The organism is Microcystis sp. M079S1, assembly GCF_020246425.1.
Classification (GTDB): domain Bacteria; phylum Cyanobacteriota; class Cyanobacteriia; order Cyanobacteriales; family Microcystaceae; genus Microcystis; species Microcystis aeruginosa.
In genome coordinates, this window is sequence record NZ_JADBSZ010000229.1 from 1 (window position 1) to 20,508 (window position 20,508).

16 protein-coding genes and 2 pseudogenes are annotated in these 20,508 nt (G+C 43.1%); 13 read left to right on the forward strand and 5 right to left on the reverse strand.

Annotated features, from left to right (window positions below; all coding sequences use genetic code 11):
* Positions 1 to 613: 613 nt before the first annotated feature.
* A complete protein-coding gene (locus tag IM456_RS15290; RefSeq protein ID WP_149987159.1) occupies positions 614 to 2,983 on the forward strand; it encodes an endonuclease MutS2 in 2,370 nt (789 codons plus the stop codon).
* A gap of 867 nt (positions 2,984 to 3,850) precedes the next feature.
* Here IM456_RS15290 and IM456_RS15295 read toward each other — a convergent pair.
* Positions 3,851 to 6,955 (reverse strand): efflux RND transporter permease subunit, encoded by a 3,105-nt coding sequence (locus IM456_RS15295; RefSeq protein WP_287693565.1) that lies wholly within the window; start codon positions 6,953 to 6,955, stop codon positions 3,851 to 3,853.
* A 162-nt stretch (positions 6,956 to 7,117) separates the two neighbouring features.
* On the reverse strand, positions 7,118 to 7,795 hold the full coding sequence (locus IM456_RS15300; RefSeq protein WP_287693567.1) for a C40 family peptidase: 678 nt from the start codon (positions 7,793 to 7,795) through the stop codon (positions 7,118 to 7,120).
* 479 nt (positions 7,796 to 8,274) lie between these two features.
* Between IM456_RS15300 and IM456_RS15305 the strand changes: the two genes are divergently transcribed.
* From IM456_RS15305 to trpE, 10 genes are all read left to right on the forward strand, one after another.
* Entirely contained in the window at positions 8,275 to 9,663 is a 1,389-nt protein-coding gene (locus IM456_RS15305; protein WP_149987162.1) for an LCP family protein, read from the forward strand.
* Between the two features lie 2 nt (positions 9,664 to 9,665).
* Complete coding sequence (locus tag IM456_RS15310) at positions 9,666 to 10,166, forward strand: pentapeptide repeat-containing protein (RefSeq protein WP_287693570.1); 501 nt, start codon at positions 9,666 to 9,668, stop codon at positions 10,164 to 10,166.
* Positions 10,167 to 10,293: 127 nt separating this feature from the next.
* Positions 10,294 to 10,881, forward strand: coding sequence for an anthranilate synthase component II (locus IM456_RS15315; protein WP_147072363.1), 588 nt, complete (start codon positions 10,294 to 10,296; stop codon positions 10,879 to 10,881).
* A 61-nt stretch (positions 10,882 to 10,942) separates the two neighbouring features.
* Positions 10,943 to 11,752, forward strand: a complete 810-nt coding sequence (locus IM456_RS15320) for an MBL fold metallo-hydrolase (RefSeq protein WP_287693572.1) — start codon at positions 10,943 to 10,945, stop codon at positions 11,750 to 11,752.
* Positions 11,753 to 11,843: 91 nt separating this feature from the next.
* Positions 11,844 to 12,044, forward strand: a complete 201-nt coding sequence (locus IM456_RS15325) for a hypothetical protein (RefSeq protein WP_002783165.1) — start codon at positions 11,844 to 11,846, stop codon at positions 12,042 to 12,044.
* A gap of 98 nt (positions 12,045 to 12,142) precedes the next feature.
* Positions 12,143 to 12,589 carry a Tse2 family ADP-ribosyltransferase toxin gene (locus IM456_RS23585; RefSeq protein WP_149987165.1) on the forward strand — a complete coding sequence of 149 codons (447 nt, stop codon included), beginning with the start codon at positions 12,143 to 12,145 and terminating at the stop codon, positions 12,587 to 12,589.
* A gap of 23 nt (positions 12,590 to 12,612) precedes the next feature.
* A complete protein-coding gene (locus IM456_RS15335) occupies positions 12,613 to 13,146 on the forward strand; it encodes a hypothetical protein (protein WP_223210047.1) in 534 nt (177 codons plus the stop codon).
* Positions 13,147 to 13,211: 65 nt separating this feature from the next.
* Complete coding sequence (locus IM456_RS15340) at positions 13,212 to 14,849, forward strand: ABC transporter permease (protein WP_287693577.1); 1,638 nt, start codon at positions 13,212 to 13,214, stop codon at positions 14,847 to 14,849.
* 168 nt (positions 14,850 to 15,017) lie between these two features.
* The gene (locus IM456_RS15345) at positions 15,018 to 15,443 is read left to right on the forward strand and encodes a photosystem I reaction center subunit II PsaD (RefSeq protein ID WP_002796771.1); all 426 of its coding nucleotides are present in this window, start codon (positions 15,018 to 15,020) and stop codon (positions 15,441 to 15,443) included.
* A gap of 361 nt (positions 15,444 to 15,804) precedes the next feature.
* A complete protein-coding gene (trpE, locus tag IM456_RS15350) occupies positions 15,805 to 17,325 on the forward strand; it encodes an anthranilate synthase component I (protein ID WP_149987167.1) in 1,521 nt (506 codons plus the stop codon).
* A gap of 106 nt (positions 17,326 to 17,431) precedes the next feature.
* On the opposite strand, the gene IM456_RS15355 is transcribed toward trpE, so the two are convergent.
* Entirely contained in the window at positions 17,432 to 18,607 is a 1,176-nt protein-coding gene (locus tag IM456_RS15355) for a PulJ/GspJ family protein (protein ID WP_287693579.1), read from the reverse strand.
* A 432-nt stretch (positions 18,608 to 19,039) separates the two neighbouring features.
* Between IM456_RS15355 and IM456_RS15360 the strand changes: the two are divergent.
* A pseudogene (locus IM456_RS15360) lies at positions 19,040 to 19,252 on the forward strand (VOC family protein); the annotation flags it as partial.
* A gap of 109 nt (positions 19,253 to 19,361) precedes the next feature.
* Here the strand turns inward: IM456_RS15360 and IM456_RS15365 are convergent.
* Both IM456_RS15365 and tnpA read right to left on the reverse strand, forming a co-directional pair.
* Positions 19,362 to 19,493: a hypothetical protein gene (locus IM456_RS15365; RefSeq protein WP_287693581.1), complete on the reverse strand. Its 132-nt coding sequence runs from the start codon at positions 19,491 to 19,493 to the stop codon at positions 19,362 to 19,364.
* Positions 19,494 to 19,570: 77 nt separating this feature from the next.
* Positions 19,571 to 19,896: pseudogene (gene tnpA / locus IM456_RS23355) on the reverse strand (IS200/IS605 family transposase).
* Positions 19,897 to 19,947: 51 nt separating this feature from the next.
* On the opposite strand from tnpA, the gene IM456_RS15380 reads away from it, so the two are divergent.
* Positions 19,948 to 20,508: RNA-guided endonuclease InsQ/TnpB family protein (locus IM456_RS15380; RefSeq protein WP_287712788.1), on the forward strand; the 561-nt coding region annotated here is incomplete at its 3' end.

Consider the following 20,508-nt stretch of genomic DNA (forward strand, 5'->3'; position numbering starts at 1 on the left):
AGTTATCAGTTATCAGTTATCAGTTATCAGTTATCAGTTATCAGTTATCAGTTATCAGTTATCAGTTATCAGTTATCAGTTATCAGTTATCAGTTATCAGTTATCAGTTATCAGTAGAACTCGACCGAATATGGCTCTTCGGTTTGTGTTATGCAATGGACGAGGGTTATAAGGGATGGAACCTTTATGTAGAAAGGCATTTGGCGATTTTTGTCAATTGTTTTTGATCTAGAGCGAACTAATCAATTAAGTCTCTTGCCAGATAAGGATTTAGTCGATTTATGCCCCCCTATTGAACCATACCAAGTAACGAAGAACCCCGAATATTATAAGCTGTACTGAATTTAAACTGCGTATTAGAAATTTTAGTACAAATGCTCGAACTTCCTCTCCCTACTCCCAACTCCGGCACTCCAGTGCAGTCTTAACGAGTAATTTAGATAGTCAACAGATTGGCGGGATTGTTAAGTGACAGGTATTAGGTGCGAGTAACAGTGCTGTCTTTTCCCTGATTACTGATGACTGATTACTGTTGACTGAAATGACTCCTGTAAAAATCAGGCCAAATCTGGTTAGACTAGAAATACAAAGCGTATTATAAAAAACTACAAAATTGATTCAAGACGAAACCCTAGAATTATTGGAATGGCCGCGGCTATGTCAACACCTAGCTACTTTTGCAGCGACTAAACTCGGTGCGATCGCGATTCGTCAATTGCCGTTACCGGAAAGCAAAGAGGAAAGTTTAAACCTACTCTGCCAAACCAAAGAAGTTTATAGCTTAGAACAAAAATTAGATAGTCGTCTTTCCTTTGATGGGATTACCGACATCGGTGATGCCCTAGAAAGGGCGCATCTGGGGGGTTTATTATCGGGACAGGAACTTTTAAATATTGCCACGACTTTAGCGGGAGTGCGACGTTTACGCCGTTTAATTGACGAACAGGAAGATATACCAGTTTTAAAGGAGTTAGTAGCGGAAATTCGCACCTATCCAGAGATAGAACAGGAAATACACCGTTGTATCGATGAAGATGGCCGGATATCCGATCGCGCTAGTCCCCAATTACGGGAAATTCGGGGACAAATGAAGGTGATTAGAGAGCGAATTTACCGAAAATTACAGGATATCATGCAAAAACAGGGCGGTGCTATCCAAGAAGCGGTGATTACCCAAAGAAGCGAGCGCTGGGTGCTTCCCGTCAAAGCAGCGCAAAAAGAGCAAATACCAGGGATAATTCACGATACTTCCAGCACAGGGGCGACTTTTTACATTGAACCTCACTCTATCGTTGACCAAGGCAATCAACTACGGCAATATCGTCGTCAGGAACAAATCGAAGAAGAAAAAATCCTGCGGCAGTTAAGTAATACAATCGCCGAAGCCTTTGAGGACTTAGAATATTTACTAGCGATCGCTACTAGGCTCGATCTGGCCACCGCCAGGGCCCGTTACAGTTTATGGTTAGAGGGTAATCCCCCCCACTTTATCGATGGTTCGGAAACGATTACTTTGCGGAATTTGCGTCATCCTTTGCTCTGGTGGCAAAAACACCACGAACAGGGGGGGGAGGTCATCCCAATAAATGTGCAGATTAGCCCAGAAATTCGCGTTGTTGCCATCACCGGACCAAATACCGGCGGAAAAACCGTTACTTTAAAAACCCTCGGATTAGCGGCTTTAATGGCGAAAGCGGGCCTGTTTATTCCGGCGCGGGAACCAGTAGAGATACCCTGGTTCGATCAGGTTTTAGCCGATATCGGGGATGAACAGTCTTTACAACAGAGTTTATCGACTTTTTCGGGTCACATTCGCCGGATTGTCCGCATTTTAGCGGCTTTAAATTCTCGTTCCTTGGTTTTACTCGATGAGGTGGGAGCAGGTACGGATCCGGCCGAGGGAAGTCCTTTAGCGATCGCTATTTTACAATACCTCGCCGATCATAGTTTACTGACGGTGGCTACCACTCACTACGGGGAATTAAAAGCGTTGAAGTATCGAGATTCTCGCTTTGAAAATGCCTCGGTAGAGTTTGATGATCGCACTCTTTCCCCTACTTATCGACTATTATGGGGCATTCCGGGGCGTTCTAATGCTTTAACTATTGCCCAGCGTTTGGGATTGAATCCCGAAATTGTGGCCGAAGCGAGAAATCATCTGGGGGGGTTATCGGAGGAGATAAATCAAGTAATTGCTGGTTTGGAAGCGCAAAGACGGGAACAGGAATCAAAAGCTAAGGAAGCTAGTCAATTACTGCAACAAACGGAGAAATTTTATACAGAGGTGTCCACGCGGGCTAATTCTCTACAGGAGAGAGAGCGAGAATTAAAGCGTTATCAAGACCAGGAGATACAAAAGGCTTTATTATCGGCAAAAGCAGAGATTAATGACGTTATTCGCCGATTGCAAGCGGGAACAAAAACCGGTAAAGATGCCCAAAAAGCCACAGAGGAATTAACTGCGATCGCAGAAAGGTTATTACCAAAAACGGAAAAAACTAAGGTTAATTATCGTCCGCAAGTGGGGGAAAGGGTGCGCTTGCCCAATTTGGGACAAACTGCCGAAGTTTTAGCAATTTCACCGGAATCAGAGGAGATTTCCCTGCGTTTCGGTATGATGAAGATGACCCTACCCTTAGATCAGATTGAGTCTTTGGATGGTCAAAAAGTGGAAACTGCGCCAAAACCTGCCAAAAATTTGCCACAAACTCCCACAAAACCCCAGGAGACTCCTTTAATTCGTACTGCTAATAATACTGTCGATATTCGCGGTTCCAGGGTGGCAGAGTCAGAAACGGATATCGAACAGGCGATCACCCGCGCTACCCCATCGGGCATATTATGGATTATTCACGGTAAAGGTACGGGGAAATTACGTCAGGGTGTTCACGATTTCCTATCCCGTCATCCCCAGATAAAACGCTTTCAATTAGCACCCCAAAATGAGGGCGGTTCGGGGGTAACTATCGCTTATTTAACTTAGGGTTTGCGGCAAAAAGTTTTTTGTCGGGTTAGGAGTCAGCCTTGAATCAGTTATCAGTTATCAGATGTGAGTTTTCAGTTCACTGTTTACTGATCACTGAAAATACTCCCCACTTCCCCACTTCCCCATTCCCCAGGGAGCATCTCATTTATACAAGTGAGTAATTATACTTGTCCCTCAAACTGGTTTCTAGTAAGGCTTTCAAAATAGTTTGACATAAAACCTGATTTAGGGGTTACAAAGGTGAGATGCTCCCCTTCCCCACTTCCCCACTTCCCCACTTCCCCACTTCTCCACTTCCCACTCTACAATAACTACTGGCAGCCAGAAATACGTTGGTTTCCTATCATACTTTGTGTTTTTTGTCAAAAAAACTTTTTTTTTGCAATAAAACTACACAAAAAAAAGATCATCGTTATGGGTGAAATTGACTGATTTACCTGTCTTAATTAGGATCACCTTCTAGGTGTGGTAAGGGTTTCAGCCATTGCTGCCTAAAAAAGCACATAATAACCCATTATGAAATTCTATCAAATCGCTGTAACCTTCATAACATCGTTATTAAATAAAAATCTTTCTCAATAAATTCTTAAGAATTTATAAATATTGCGGAATGTTAATTTAAATATTCTCAAGTTTTGGGAGCCAATAAATAATTTTTGCTTATCTTTAGCCAACATTGGGTTAGGAGACAGTATTCTCCGAGTCAGGAGACAGTATTCTCCGAGTCAGGAGTCAGGAGTCAGGAGATAGGAGATAGGAGATAGGAGTCAGGAGATAGGAGACTTTTTTTATTTATTCTCCCCACTTCCCCACTTCCCCACTTCCTCACTTCCTCACTTCCGCACTTCCCACTGTCCAAGAAGATTATTTTCTAGAGAATAAAACGTAAAAACAGGGAATAATAAACAGAGTTAACAGAGTTGCTAAAGACAAACCCGAAAAAACGACAATTCCTAAAGGTTGCAGGAATTCTCCCCCCTCTCCTAATCCTAAAGCGAGGGGAAATAAACCTAAAACCGTGGTCACGGTAGTCATTAAAATCGGTCGTAAACGTTGGGGAGCGGCCTTTAAAATGGCTTGTAGCCGGGTAAAACCGAATTCTTGCCGCAATTGATTGGCTAATTCCACCATAATAATCCCGTTATTAACCACAATCCCCACCAATAAAACCACCCCGACGATGACAATGGCATTAATCGGGGTTTTAGTCAAATATAGTCCGAAAATTCCCCCCGCTAGGGCCAAAGGAACGGTTAACATAATCACCAAAGGGTCTATGAGTGAGTTATACTGCACGGCCATGACCACAAAGACTAAAAATACTGATAAACCCGCTAATAAACCCAAAGAACCCTGAATTTCTTGATTAGACGTGGCAGCAGCACTGGGTAAAATGCTGATACCATCCGGTAAGGGAGTGGAATTTAAAAGCGATTGTACTCCCGCGAGTGCGTCACTTAATTTCGCCCCTTCGACCAAACTGCCGATAATAATAAAAACTTGACGCTGATTGATTCTCTGGATGACTCCGGGGGTTTTTCCCGCTTCAATCCGGGCTATATCTGCTAATTTTAAGTCTTCTTGTCTATTGACAAAAATAGGTATTTGTGAGATGTCACTAATTTTTTGCCGCGAGTTGGGGTCCAATTGCACTCGGATATCGATTAATCTTTCTCCCCGTTGCAGTTGGGTGGGGATCGATCCTTGAATAGCGGTCCGTAGCGTTTGTCCCACTTCCAGGGTACTCAATCCCAAACTATTTAAGCGCGTCCAATCGGGTTTAATCTGGATTTCTGGTTGTCTGGGGTCAGCATCGGGACGAAAACGCGCACTAGGGACTTTTTCATCGAGAATACTGAGGATTTCTTCACCAGCTTGCTCTAAAGTTTTCCCATCGCGTCCCTGTAACATCACATCCACATCGGCACCAACGGAGGGAGAGTTATTCAGAATAATACCGCGCACTTGACCGGGGGTGAGACGCAAACGCACGTTAACGAGGTTTAATTGCTCTAGTGCTTTGCTCATGCGTTCGATATATGCTTCTGTATTACTGCCTTTTTTGAGATTAATCGTACTAGAAGCGCGCAAAATATTTTCATTGGTAGTTGTGCCAAAAAGAGAACCGCCACTGGTAGTAAAAACATACTCAGTTTCCGGTTGTGATAATAAAATCTTTTCTACTTCCCGCATCACCTGACGGTTAGTATTTAAATTGGTACCCGGGGGAAATTGGGCAAAAACGTTCACCTGTCCGGTTTGAATACGACTAAAGACTTCTTGGGGGATATATTGCCAGAGATAAAAACTACTTCCCCCTAAAATTAAAAAGGCCAGCAGGATAACAGGTATTCTGTAGCGGATGATTTTAGCTAAAAAACGACCGTAGAGGATGGTTAAACCTTCTAGACGTTGACTAAAGACTTTTAAGAGCCAAAATCGCTGAATGCCACTATAAACCCGCATATTTAACAAACGACTGGCCAACATGGGAACAACGGTTAACGCACACAGCAGAGAAGCAGCCACAGCAAAACTGATAGTAAGGATAATCTCGTTAAACAGTAGGGAAATAAAACCACCCAGTAGTAAAAATGGCAGGATAGAGACGAGATTAGTCGCAGTGGAGGCCAATAAAGCAGATTCTACCTCTCGGCTGCTATTCCGGGCAATTTCTAAAAAATCTCGCTTATTTTGGTTTTGATTAACTTTGAGGGCAATATTTTCCAGCATGACAATGGAATTATCCACCACGATACCCACCCCTAGGGCCAATCCTCCCAAACTAAACACATTTATCGATAACCCGAATAACTTCATACAGATAATTGCGACGAGGGTAGAAAGAGGAATCGCTAGGGTAATGATAAAAGTCTGTCGCAGGGAACCGAGAAAGACGAATACAGTCAATCCTGCTAGAATTGTCCCCGCTAGTCCCGACGAAACCACGTTATTGACCGCGTTTTGGATAAATACAGACTCATCAGTAGTGGTGACTACTTGCATTCCCCCGGTCATTAACCCGGATTTTTTTAATTCTGTAATGCGTTTTTTTACCCCTTCTACCACAGCAATCGTGTTCGCATTCGGTTGTTTTTGGACGCTAACCCTCACGGCATTTTTTCCATTTAGGGTGACAAAAATTCTTTGTTCTTCTGTCCCATCGATAACTCTGGCCACATCCCGCAGATAGATTTTTTCTTCGGGATTATTACTATCGGTCAGTGCTAAATCTTGGATATCGGCTACGTTTTTAAATTTCCCCACCGCACGGGTTAAAGGTTCCCCGGTTTCTCCCTGTAGTCGGCCCCCAGAGATGTCCTGATTGCGTCTTTTTAGGGTGTCTAAAACCTGATTTAATCCCACTCCTAAAGATTGTAATCGCTGCAGGTCAATATTAACTTGAATTTCTTCTCTAACTCCCCCAATCACGTCCACCACTGCCACTCCTCCCACAAATCCTAATTCTCTCCCTAATTCTTCATCGGCAAATAATCTTAAATCTTTTAGGGGTAGGGTATCAGAAACGAGAGCGAATTCATAGACGGGTAAACGAGAGGGTTCAAATTTATTTAAGCGCGGTTCCTCAATAATATCGGGTAAATTTTGTCGGACACGATTAAAACTTTCGGTAGCTTCATTTAAAGCTACATTTAAGTCTCCCCCCGGTTGAAAAAATAAATCTACTCGCATCCTTCCCTCGCGAGTTTCTGAATAAACTTGCACTACTCCCTCGGTGGCACTCATTCCTTCTTCCAGGGGTTTAGTTACTTCTTCGAGAATGACTTCCGGGGAAACTCCAGGTACATTCATCCTTAAACTAATGCGGGGATAAGTGATAGAAGGAAGCAAGTCCACTTCTAAACGATTTAGAAAAAAAAGACCGATGATGATAACTGCTATAGTTAACATCAATACTCCTATGTGACGACGAATTGACAGACCGCTTAGGGAGATGTTTTCTGACATGATTACCTATGGGGGAGAGTAAGGAGTGAGGAGTTAGGGGTTGGGGTTTTGGGGTTTTAGGGTTTTAGGGTTTTGGGGTTTTAGGGTTTTGGGGTTTTGGGGTTTTAGTTGAAATTTCCCCATTTCCCCATTTACCCATTTCCCCATTTCCCTGATAACTGATTAATTGTGCATAACTCGACCGAAACTCCATAATTTTTGATAATAATGACGACTAACGCTATCCCTATCATCAGTAAGTAGATTTATAGCGATACCATTGTTACCTGTTTCTTTTCCTGAACTGTGGATATATTGATTATTTCCTAGATATAACGCCACATGATTAACTCTTTTATCACCAAAAAAAATTAAATCTCCTGGGAGTAATTCCTCTCGGTTTATTTTTTGACAAAAAGCCTCCTGTTGATAGGAATCCCTCGGCAACCAAATGTCAAAGGTGGCAAAAGCAGCCTGGATTAATCCTGAACAATCGTAATTAGGTGCAAGGGTTCCACCCCAGAGATAATGATTGGTACGGTTCCTTGCTTCCTGAGTAAAAGAGATAATCTCAGGAATATGTTTTTCTATGTCGGAACGAGTTAGAGGAATTTTTTGATAAGCTGTGGTTGCCACCGCAATTGCATCTAAATCTTCTCCGCATAACCAAGCTAAATAATTATCTTCCCTTAGCTGAATTTGTAGCCCTTTTTCGGTAATTTCTAGGGAAATAAATTTTAATTGTCTTCCCTGTTGTGCTTGGGTTGCTAACTCTTGACAACTGGGAGAATTGTAGAGATTTAAGTCTCTTATACAGAGATATTCTTGGGTCGATGATGGGGGAATAGAGATGATTTTCATAAAAAATAGATCAGAATTATATTGACAGAAACAAATGCCCAACTAGCCAAAAGCTAAGGGATAAAAACAAGGAGAATAACCTTAGTTCTGTCATCTTCAAGTTTCCACCTCTCTTAATTCTTGGCCACAGAGATAATTTATAACCGAACTGAATCCCTCAAATTCCTCTTGCCTAATTAACTTTTCAGGGTTCAAAAACGGCAAAAATAAGGATTAAATAGCATAAAATCTGTGAATAGAGCATTTAATTGCTTATTATTCATTCTTAATTCTCCTGACTACTGACTACTGACTCCTAACCAACCAAGACAAATTTTGATTTTTACAACAGGTCTATTATAGCCGGTTCCTTAACAATATGTTACAATAACCGGCGAGGGGGAGTAGCCAATATTTGGAACTTTTGGGCTAGAGATAGATTCTATCGATCAGCAGTCACCTCCTAGAGTAAGCTTTTAATCAGATGTTGAGGTTAGTCCATGGCCAATGTTTCCGGGCGGTTTGAAAAGCAAGAATACAGCCAAAACTCAGAAAATACCGTCACGGTGGTCAGTTCGGTCATGTCCGGTTTAAAAAAAGCATCTCCCCTGCAAAAGGGCTTATTTTGGGGAATAACCCTCAGTTTTACCGCCCTAGTTTCCGCCACTGTTGGGGCTGCCGTTGCTCTAATTAGTCCCTTACCCGCACCAATTGGGGCTATCTTCCAAAAAACGACTTTTCCCACCCAAACAGACATCCTTGAGGCCCAAGCTTGGAATAGCTTAATTAACCAGCAGCTTTCTCGTCCTGTTAATATTTTAGTTATGGGCATCGATCGAGTTTTAGATGCCAAAAACAGCGACGATGTATTTAAAGGTCGCAGCGATACCATGCTCCTAGTGCGCTTCGATCCTAGCGATAAAACCGTGAGAATGTTGTCTATCCCTCGCGATAGCCGCGTCAGAATACCTGGCCACGGTTTCACTAAAATTAACGATGCCAATGTTCACGGTGGACCAACTCTAGCGGCGGAAGTGGTCAATAATACTTTAGGGGATGTCACCGTTGATCGCTATGTGCGGGTGACTAGCGATGCCTTTAAGGAATTAGTCGATTTAGTCGGGGGTGTAGAGGTTTATGTACCCGAACGAATGTATCATAAAGATGTCACCCAAAAATTAGAAATTGATTTACAAGAGGGTTGGCAAAATCTCAACGGCGACCAAGCAGAACAATTTGCCCGTTTTCGTAACCCGCAATACGGCGATATCGGTCGCGTGCAAAGACAACAAATTTTATTAAAAGCACTACAACAAAAGATTTTTAGTCCGACAATTCTCCCCAGTCTCCCGAAAGCAGTACAGGTTTTACAACAATATATCGATACGAATTTATCCGTCGAGGAAATGCTGGCTATCGCTAATTTTGGCAGGGAAATTAAACAGGATGACTTAAGAATGATCCTACTCCCCGGCCGGTTTAATAACATCGAGGAATACGATGGTCGCAGTTATTGGATTTTGAACCGTCGCGAAATTAGAACCATTGTGGCCAATAATTTTACCGATAACTATTCGCGGGGAGAAACCTCCGTTTATAGTCTGCGGATTGCCATTCAAAATGCCACCCATACCAAAGGTTTAGCCCGTCGTACTCGTAATTATCTGGCCAAACAGGGCTACACAAATGTTTATATTAGCGATGACTCCTCCCAAAAGCTAGAAACCACGGCAATTATTGCCCAAAAAGGTGATGTTCAGTCCGCTAACCTCTTGAAAAATCAATTGGGAATCGGTAAAGTAGAATCATCCTCCACTGGTGCTTTAGACTCAGACCTAACTATTCGGGTGGGTGATGATGCGGCCCAGTTTTTCAACGCTCAACAGTAACAATGTTGAAAAAAATTTTCAGTCTGGTTTTAATTATTTCGCTGGCGATTCTTTGGCTACTTTTCGCAGCCCGTCCGGTAGCTTTAGCCCAAGATAAAACGATTAACTATAGTTTTGCCCAGCTGCAAGATCGGGATTTTTCCCATCAGGATTTGCGCGGAGGAGTTTTCGCAGCTGCTGCTATGCGGGGAGTTAACCTAGAAAAGGCCGATTTATCCTATAGTATTCTCACCGAGGCTGTCCTCTTAAAAGCTAACTTAAAAGGGGCCGATTTAACCGCCTCTTTGGTAGATAGAGTTACCCTCGATTTTGCCGATTTAACTAATACTATTTTTACCGATGCGATCGCTACTCGCAGCCGTTTTTATGACACAATTATTACCGGGGCCGATTTCACTAACGCGGTCATTGATAACTATCAGGTCAAGTTAATGTGTGAACGGGCCGATGGCATTAATCCCGTCACAGGAGTGGCCACCAGAGATAGTTTAGGCTGTAATTAGCAATTCCGGGCAGATTCTAGCTGACGGCTCAAAAATAGCCTACCCCCTACACTCCGGCTATCTCGATCGAGACAGTAGGGATGTAGAATAAAAATACTGAGCGAGGCTAGAGAAAGGAGAGAGACTCTTGATAATCGTCATCGATAACTATGATAGTTTTACCTACAATTTAGTCCAGTATTTGGGAGAATTAGCCTCCGAGTTCCCGATCGCCGTGCCGATCGAGGTCTATCGTAATGATAAAATCGATCTGGCCACGATCGAACAAATGCGGCCGGATGGAATTGTTATTTCCCCCGGTCCAGGTCGTCCGGTCGATGCGGGCATATCTCTGGAATTAATCGCCAAATTTGGCCCCTATATGCCGATTTTGGGGGTCTGTCTCGGTCATCAAAGTATCGGTCAGGTATTCGGAGGGGATGTGGTCTGGGCCCCAGTCTTGATGCACGGCAAAACTTCGCCAATCTATCACAACAATGAAGGGGTATTTCAAGGGTTAGAAAATCCTTTTACTGCCACCCGTTACCATAGTTTAGTGATCGAGCGCTCCACCATGCCAGATAATTTAGAGATCACGGCCTGGGTGGAAGATGGCACGGTCATGGGAGTCCGTCATCGGGATTACCCCCACATTCAAGGAGTACAATTTCATCCCGAAAGTATTTTAACCACTGCTGGCAAGGAACTTTTAAGAAACTTTCTGCGATCCCTCTAGTGTTTGCTAATCCCCAACCCCTGAAATTAACCTTAACTTGATTAATTCTGCATCTACATTTATGAAAAGGCGAGATTTTATCTTATCGGCGGGGGCAAGTTTCTTAACCGTGGCAGTAAGCTCAGTTTTAGCGGAAACTAAACCGAAACCCACTAACCCCACTTCCCCCCAAAAACCCGATAATTCCCTCTTAGTTCAATGGTTGGGTCATAGTTGCTTTTTATTCACCGGAGGAGGGCAAAGAGTCCTCGTTAATCCTTTCCGGGCGATCGGTTGTACGGCGGGTTTTCCTTTGCCAAAAGTAGAAGCAGATATCGTTTTAATTAGTAGTCAACTGTGGGATGAAGGGGCGGCCGAGGGTTTACCCGGTAATCCGAAAATTTTGTTTGAGCCGGGGGCTTATGATCTGGGTAAATTAAAATTACAGGGCATTAGTATTGCCCACGATCGCATGGGGGGGCAACGTTTCGGTATGAATGTGGCCTGGCGTTGGACCCAAGCGGGGATTAGTATTGTCCATTTAGGGGGGGCAGCGGCCCCGCTCGCATTAGAACAAAGAATTCTCCTAGGTTCCCCGGATTTAGCTTTTATTCCCGTGGGAGGTGGTCCAAAAAATTATAATCCCCAAGAAGCAAAACAGGCGATCGAAGTTTTACAACCGCGAATTGCCGTCCCGACGCAATATTTTACCAGTGCCGCCGATAAAAATGCCTGTGAATTGGTGTCTGTAGATGAGTTTCTCAAGTTAGTCAAGGATAAAAATATCCGTTTGATCGAGGACAATAAATTACGGATTCGTGCCGCCGATTTACCCAAAAAAGGGACGCTCATTCGCGTGTTTGACTACCGCAAACTGTTAGAGAAATCCTAATTTTTAGGAGCCAATGACCTAGGCCTATTGATTAGCTAATTTTACTCGATAGACGGTGCTGTAGATCATCTCCTAGTTATGCTTACAGAAGTTGTTTGGTTTTGAAGAACTATTTTTGGGAGGTGCAGAAACTTTTCTAGGACTTGGTGGTTTGCTCGATTTTCTTGGTTCTGTAGTGTCGATCACTGATGGGATTATGGCATTTAATAAAATGACTAAACAACAAGAAATAAAAGAAAAAGTAATTCCTGCCAAAATTACGGAAAGAGGAAGAGGAAATTGCAGCATCTAGTGAAATCATGAAAAATTTGCTGGCCATTGAGAAAAAGCTGCAAATTGTCAGGCGAGATCTGGCTAGTATGAGCAGATGAACATTTTATATTATTTGAGATGGTAAAACTTTACTATCGAGGCATGGCAGAGCAGAACGGCAAACCCAAAATAGGTCGAAGTGCTAGACTGCTAGGCATTAGACCTAGTATTGATATAAACATTCAGCAAATGCCAGTAGGTTGCCTAGATGAACAAAGCTACTTGTTACCAGAGCCACAGCGTAAGTTGCACGGCGATCTTGTAGCTGTTGCCATGAGAGACACCAAAGGAATGTCTGTTTCCCTATCCATCGAAGGTTTACCCGCATTTCGTAAACCAGTGAAATTTGGCGGCATGGGCAAAGATCCTTTGTGGCAGATTGATGACAGCATTATTACAGGAGATTTACAGGCTGTCCAAGATAGCCCAACCCACGTTAGCATCATGCCAAGAGTTACAATGGCTCTAGAAAGGTACGAAGCGGCATTGGCAAAGACCCAAAAATATTGGGAAAAGGTGGATTAGTGGCATACACACAATAGGAGTCTATGAAAATGGCATGGATATTTAGTTTATCCGCAGAATGTGGTTCTGATGAGAGCAAGGCCGATAAATTTGCTCAACATTTTCAGGGAATGTCATTGTTGCTGTCAAATGGTCGCCAGTGCCAATGTCGCACAGACACATTCCAAGACATAGAAGAAAATTGGTGGTGTCGCGTTTCACCAAATAATCTTAGCGAAGTGGGAATAGACAGCCCTGAAAGTGCCTATTCAATGACAGAGTTAGGTATTTTACTCTATCAGTCCCTACGATTTGCCCCCACCTTCCGTTATGCACTGGTTGGTGTTGAAGTCGATGAATTTAGAACATACACTGAGCTTATCGAAGAATCATCCAATCTATCTATCCCAGGACTGGTTTTAGCGAAACCACTTGCAGGCGAGCTAGGAATATTGCCAGTCTTTCGCTCCTTTAGCCCTAGTTATGTTTGGCAACCTTACGCAGGAGAAGTTTACAACCCGCTGATGACATCGCCAAATCTGAAAAACAAGCTTAATGAACTGCTGGCTGTAAGTTGACCTCACAAGCGAAGAAGGCATAACTAGACCGTTCTCTAAAAATTGCTTTAACAATCTTATTAAAAATGTTTTTTCTGAAAGAATCTCGCTCTTTTTTTAGACAGGGATGGACAATTGCGGTTTTACTAATTGCCCTGCTTGTGTCCCTGCCGATTTTATCGGTTGCCAGTAGTTTATTAACTAATTCTAGTCAAGTCTGGCAACATCTGATCGAAACTGTTCTCTGGGATTATCTAGTTAATTCTTTTTGGTTAATGTGCGGGGTGGGCAGCGGCGTTTTAATCATCGGTGTCGGCACAGCTTGGTTAACAACGATGTGTCAATTTCCCGGTTGTCAACAATTTCAATGGTTATTATTACTACCCCTTGCCGCTCCTGCCTATCTCTTGGCCTATACTTATACCAATATGATGGACTATTTTGGTCCGGTGCAGACGTTCTTAAGAAGTGTTTTCGGTTGGAATAGTGTCGAGGATTATTGGTTTCCTAATATCCGTTCTCTTTGGGGGGGGATTCTGATGTTAATACTGGTGCTTTATCCCTACGTTTATCTGTTAGCAAGGGTCGGTTTTTTAGAGCAATCTGTCTGCACGGTGGAGGCAAGTCGCTCCTTGGGATGTAATCCTTGGCGCAGTTTTTTTACTGTCGCTTTACCCCTAGCAAGACCGGCAATTATGGCGGGATTAGCTCTAGCTTTAATGGAAACTCTTAACGATTTTGGTACGGTGCAGTATTTCGGAATTAATGCTTTTACCACGGGGATTTATAATACTTGGTTCGGTATGGGCGATCGCATAGCGGCGGGGCAGTTATCAACAGTTTTAATGGTATTTATCCTCGTTTTAGTTTTCCTTGAACAATCCTCCCGTCGTCAAGCTCGTTACTATGAAATGACCAATCGTTTCCAGTCACCGACTAAGTACGAACTAGGATTTGTTCGCAGTTTTTTGGCAATAATCTCCTGTTTTTTACCAGTATTTCTTGGGTTTATCGCCCCTGCTTTCTATCTGGCCTATCTAGCCTTTAATCATGCTCAAGAAACTTTTAATAATGACTTTCTTAGTTTATCGATAAACAGTTTTTTTCTGGCTAGTTTAAGTGCAATTATTGCGGTATTTTTAGCTTTAATTCTCGCCTACGGGGAAAGACTTAATCCGAATAAAACTCTTAAGGGTTCTGTGCGGATTGCGGCGGCTGGTTACGCTATCCCCGGCATTGTTATCGCGGTGGGGGTTTTAATTCCTATCGGCAAATTAGATAACTTTTTCAATCAAGTATTAAATATCAATTTAATTCTGAGCGGCACGATTTTCTGTGTGATTTTTGCCTATATTGTCCGGTTTTTAGCCGTAGCTTTTTCCACGTTAGAATCGAGTTTAAGTAAAATTAAACCTAGTTTAGATCATGCTTCCCGCAGCCTTGGCTATGGCACTGGTGCCACTTTAATTAAAGTGCATATTCCCCTTTTGTCGGGGGGATTATTGACGGCAGCTATGTTAGTTTTTGTCGATGTGATGAAGGAATTACCTGCTACTTTGGTCTTAAGACCTTTTAATTTTGATACCCTAGCGGTGCGCGTTTATCAATACGCCAGTGATGAACGTTTAGTGGAAGCGGCGGCACCGGCCCTGGCCATTGTCTTAGTGGGATTAATTCCGGTAATTTTTTTAAGTTGGCAAATTTCCCGACGGGCGATCGATTAAAGTGGCGGCTGATTCCTAGGCAAGTTGGCGATCGGCCAAGAGCTTAGTTCTATAGTCTAGTACAAAATAATGTTACAGTTCTTGACAAGACTACTAGAGAGAGGGGGTGTCAGTGATAGGATTCCCTAAAACCCCTTTTGTTTATTTTTGTAGAGAGAACAAAATCCTATGACAGAACTTTCTGGAAAAGCTCCTAAGTTCGGTGGCAGCACGGGCGGTTTACTCACCAAAGCCGATCTGGAAGAAAAATACGCCATCACCTGGACCAGCAGCAAAGAACAAGTCTTTGAAATGCCCACCGGTGGCGCCGCTATCATGAACGAAGGCGAAAATCTCCTCTATTTGGCCCGCAAAGAACACGCGCTCGCTCTTGGTACCCAATTACGGACGAAATTCAAGCCCAAAATCGAAGATTACAAAATCTATCGGATTTACCCCAGTGGTGAAGTGCAGTATCTCCACCCTGCTGATGGTGTCTTCCCCGAAAAAGTTAACGCCGGTCGTGAATTTTTCGGCAAAAAAGACCGCAATATCGGCAAAAACCCCGAACCAGCGACAATTAAGTTCTCTGGTGTCACTCCCTACGAAGCATAAATAATCCCTAAAATCGAGAGTGGGGAGTTAGATTAAGAAGCTATTTAGCCCCAAGATTTAACTTCTGACTCTCGATTTCTCTTATCGCAATCAGCAATTAATTGCTAGTTAGGGTTTGCTGAAAAAGTTTTTCCTGGGGTTAGGAGTTAGGAGTCAGTATTCAGGAGATAGGGTGGTCACTGCGTGCGCGTTGCGAGGGGTTTTGGGGTGTTAGGGTGATGAGACAACTTCCCCACTTTCCCACTTCCCCACTTCCCCACCTCTCCACTTCCCCACTTCCCACTCCTTCATAATTCATAATTCATCATTCCGTTTTCTCCCCTACAAGTGTTGTGCTATCCGTTTCCTGAACCATCAAAATATGATCTTCCCCGACTTCGATCGCTTTCGTCAACTCGCTGGCCAAGGTAACTTTATTCCTGTCTATCAAGAATGGATCGCTGACCTAGAAACGCCCGTTTCCGCTTGGTATAAAGTTTGTGGCGATCAAGCCTACAATTTTTTATTAGAGTCGGTGGAAGGGGGCGAAACCTTGGGACGCTACAGCTTTTTAGGAGGCGATCCCGTCTGGGTATTAGAAGCGCGGGGAAACAGCACCACCCAAACTTTTCGCGATGGTTCTCAAGAGATTTTTTCGGGGGATCCTTTCGAGATTTTAACCCGATGTTTAGCCCCGATCGTACCGGTTAAATTGCCGCAATTACCCGCCGGAATAGGGGGGTTATTTGGTTTTTGGGGTTATGAATTAATTAATTGGATCGAACCGCGAGTGCCTATTTATCCCGCTACCGATGCCGATCTACCAGATGGTATTTGGATGCAGGTGGATAATCTGATTATTTTCGATCAAGTTAAACGGAAAATCTGGGCGATCGCTTATGCCGATATCCGGGGTAAAAATCCCGATTTGGCAGCCGCTTATCAAGCGGCCTGCGATCGAGTGACACAGTTAGTTCTGAAGTTACGATTACCCCTACCAACTAATGCCAAAACCCTAGAATTATTACCGGTTGGTCAGGGAAAAGAATTAGTCTATGAAAGCAATACAACTCAGGAAAAATTCTGTCAAAATGTCCTGAAAGCCAAGGATTACATCAAAGCGGGGGATATTTTTCAGGTGGTTATTTCCCAGCGTTTAAATGCCAATTATCAGGGTCATCCCTTCGATTTATATCGTTCCCTGCGTCTGATTAATCCTTCTCCTTACATGGCTTTTTATAACTTTAAGGATTGGCAGATTATTGGCTCTAGTCCTGAAGTGATGGTTAAGGCAGAACGGGACGAATTAGGTAAAATAAAGGCTACGGTCAGACCAATTGCTGGAACCCGTCGCCGGGGACAAAACTTGAGTGAAGATCAAGCTTTAGCAACGGATTTATTGCAAGATCCCAAAGAAATTGCCGAGCATATTATGTTAGTGGATTTGGGGAGAAATGATCTAGGTCGGGTGTGCGATCGAGGTACGGTCAAAGTGGATGAATTAATGATAATTGAACGTTATTCCCACGTTATGCACATTGTTAGTAATGTGGTGGGGGATTTAGCAACCAATAAAAGTGCTTGGGATTTATTAAAAGCTTGTTTTCCCGCGGGAACCGTCAGTGGGGCCCCGAAAATTCGCGCCATGGAAATTATTCATGAATTGGAACCCTGTCGTCGTGGTCCCTATTCAGGGGTTTATGGTTACTACGATTTCGAGGGACAGTTAAATAGTGCCATCACAATTCGTACTATGATTGTTCGTCCCCAAGGTAATCAAAATCATCTGGTTTCCGTGCAAGCGGGAGCAGGGTTAGTAGCCGATTCTGAGCCGGAGAAAGAGTATGAAGAAACCCTCAACAAAGCGAGGGGTTTATTGGAGGCAATTCGCTGTTTAAGTTAGATTTTTTAGCTTGGGATTCAGTTAAGGGGATTTTACCATGATTTCTGAGAAGTAATAGGGTTAACTAACCAGGATAACATCGAGGTTCCAGCTTATTGCCATAAGTTTAGCGAGGGGTAATAGTTACTAAAACCTGATAGGAGTTTTCCGGACTCGTAAACTCAAATAAAACTTGGTTATTATCAAGATTTCTGGGTGAATCGCTGCTATCAGAGGTATATACCCTTACGGTTTGATTCAGACTCGGGTTCCAATAGAAATTAGACATCTCCTCATTCACATCAATCCTAATGCTATCTCCAGCATTTGCCTGAACAGTTGAAGGCATAGCAGCAGTAGCGTCTCCTCTATCAAGCCAACCATCCTCTTGGGGACCTGTAGTAACAAAACAGGAGGAACAATCGAGTCGTTCAATAACTTCAGCTGTAACATTTGCTGCCACGGTAAGGTTGGGTACAACTGCATTATCAGTGTCCCCATCTCCAACCGGCAGATCAAAAGGACGAGGAGCTTGAACGAGGCAAAAATATTCTCCACAATCTGCTCTGGTAGCTCTCGGGAAAACTCTGGTACTGACAGAGTATTCAACTTCATCCCTAGTGGTCATCTGTACCTGAGCGTTGGCATTCAAAATGACTTGATCACCATCTTCGTGAACACAGGCAAAAAAACCGTCCACAGTAGTGCCAGGGGCGACGATTAGGGTAAAACCCGCAGGACAATCGGGGTTATTAGCAGTCGGTGCTAACAACATATCGGTGACGGGGGAATGTTGCCAAGAATCAATATCTTCGGGGGTGGTGTAGTTGCCAGATTCGTCCAATTCTGGACCATAGCGCCACAAGACTCGCGGACCGGTCAAGCTATTTTCATCTTGAGGGTCTGCGGTATAGTAAACGATCTGGGGCAGCGGATTGAGATCGTTGGGGTTAGGAATTTGGAAAGCAAGAACTACTCGCGCTCCTGGTGTTTGCGCTTCTACGGGTACTTGATCCGCCATGATCTCAGCTTGAGAGTCAGCGATTCTACTTGCTCTTCTCACCTCATCTGAAACAAACTCTAGAGTACGATTAAGATTATTTTGGATTTCACTATCGGCATTAGCTCGATAGTTACTTCTGAGCAGGTTAATCACGCCAATTCCCGACACCAAGACGGCAATCAGCATCATCAAACCTGCCAGTAAGACTTCTGTAATCGTGAAACCCGCTTGCAGACGACGATGAGCGGATTTTTTCTGTAAACGACCTAAGTGATTGATGCAGCCTAAATAAAAACGCATAGATTTAACCTATCCCGATTCCCATTTTATATACTTGCCTAAATATTTAACATTTATTATAGTCCCAGAGATTTTATTAAACGGCCAATTCAAGTCGAAAGGAGTTTTCGGAAACCAGTGAAAATTTACCACTACCCACTTCCTTAACAATTCCCCTAGAAAACTCCCGCTCAAGAATGTCTTGACCTAACTAACTTCACCAGTAACTACACAATAGACCAAGAAAATCTTCTAGATTGTGATTTAGGTCTAACCCGATAGGGGATTTAGGTCACAGCCACTTAATCGCTTTGGGGAGTAAGTGATTTTACTGGTGAGTTTTTGGTTCATTTGTATTAGTAAAATGTTGACCCTCAAGGATATAAGAAGGCACAAGGACTGGTTACAATCAAGGATAAGTAATTTTTCGATCGATGTCATCTAAAAATAATCATGCGTCTCTTACACACCATGCTCCGGGTCAATAACTTGCAGGAATCTCTACAATTTTACTGCGATGTGCTAGGAATGAAGTTACTGCGCCAGAAAGACGATCCCAATGGTCAATTTACCCTCGCTTTCGTCGGTTATGGCGATGAAGCTCATAATGCTGTCATCGAACTGACCTATAATTGGGGAGTCGATCGCTATGAAGTCGGTAATGCTTAAGGTCATATTGCCCTAGGCGTGGATGATATCTATCTCAATGGAGTGAGAGGACTCCCGTTAAACCGCTACGCGGTTTAACGGGAGATGAATCGCGACCAGAATAAAACTAACGCGGTAGCGTTTCCACTTTCGGGGATTTTTGGTTCTCGACGTATTTTTTTAGTTGTTCGACAGTAAGTAGTCGTGCAAAATTAATTTCTTGGTTAGGATAGGCACTCATGCAAGAGGCAAAAGGCAAAAGCTTGATCGAAATGTGTAATTAATTTTGCTTAGGGACTTAACTCCGCCACAACTAGCCACGAAATAAGCTCCCGTCTAAAAATAAGGTTTATTGTCGAAATACTTGGCCGCCAAATCCGGAAATTCCTTTCTAATTAAACGACTACTAACTGTTTTAAGGTTAGCGATTAATTTGGATAAAGCGATGTCAGGCTTGTAATCGATAATCAGGTGAACGTAATCTGATTCACCGTTGAAACAAGCAACACGCTTTCCCATTTTGTGAGCGTTGATACAAAGATTTCTTTAAGTCGGGCTAAGATTTCATTGTTAATAACTTTTCGTCGGTATTTGATGACGAATACAACGTGGGCGGTAAGTCTATAAACGGAGCAAAATCCATGATTGTAATCAGTTGACATATTAGGCGGTAAGTGTTACAATCTAATTGTACATCCCGCTCACGAACGACAGTGATAACGCTTACCTACCAGTACAAACTAAAGGTAAACAGACAACAGGAACGGGAGATAATCCACATTCTTGATGTTTGTAAGAGCGTTTACAATTACGCACTCTCGGAACGGAAAGATTGGTTGAACTCTCGAAAGTGTCTTGCGGATCGTTGTTCGTTAGTTTCCGAGTACATAATTCCTGCGGATGAACCCTATCCAAATTACTTCGTTCAAGCCAAAAATCTAACGGAAGCTAAAAAAGTTTACCCGATATTAAAGACGGTTAACGCTCAAGTCTTACAGCAAGTCTTAAAAACTTTAGATAAGGCGTTTGACCAGATGAAGTCGAAAGGCTTCGGCTTTCCTAGATTTAAGAAAAAGATGCGAAGTTTTGTTTTCCCCGCGCTCTCAAAAAACTTTCTGGGGGATGGATGCTTGAATTTTCCACAATTAGGAAAAATTAGAATCCGGCAATCTAGAGAATACCCGTCTGGGTTCGAGCCTAAACAAGCTCGAATTATCCGCAAAGCGTCGGGATTTTACGTTTCGGTTTCCTTCCAATCTACGGAATTAGTTCCC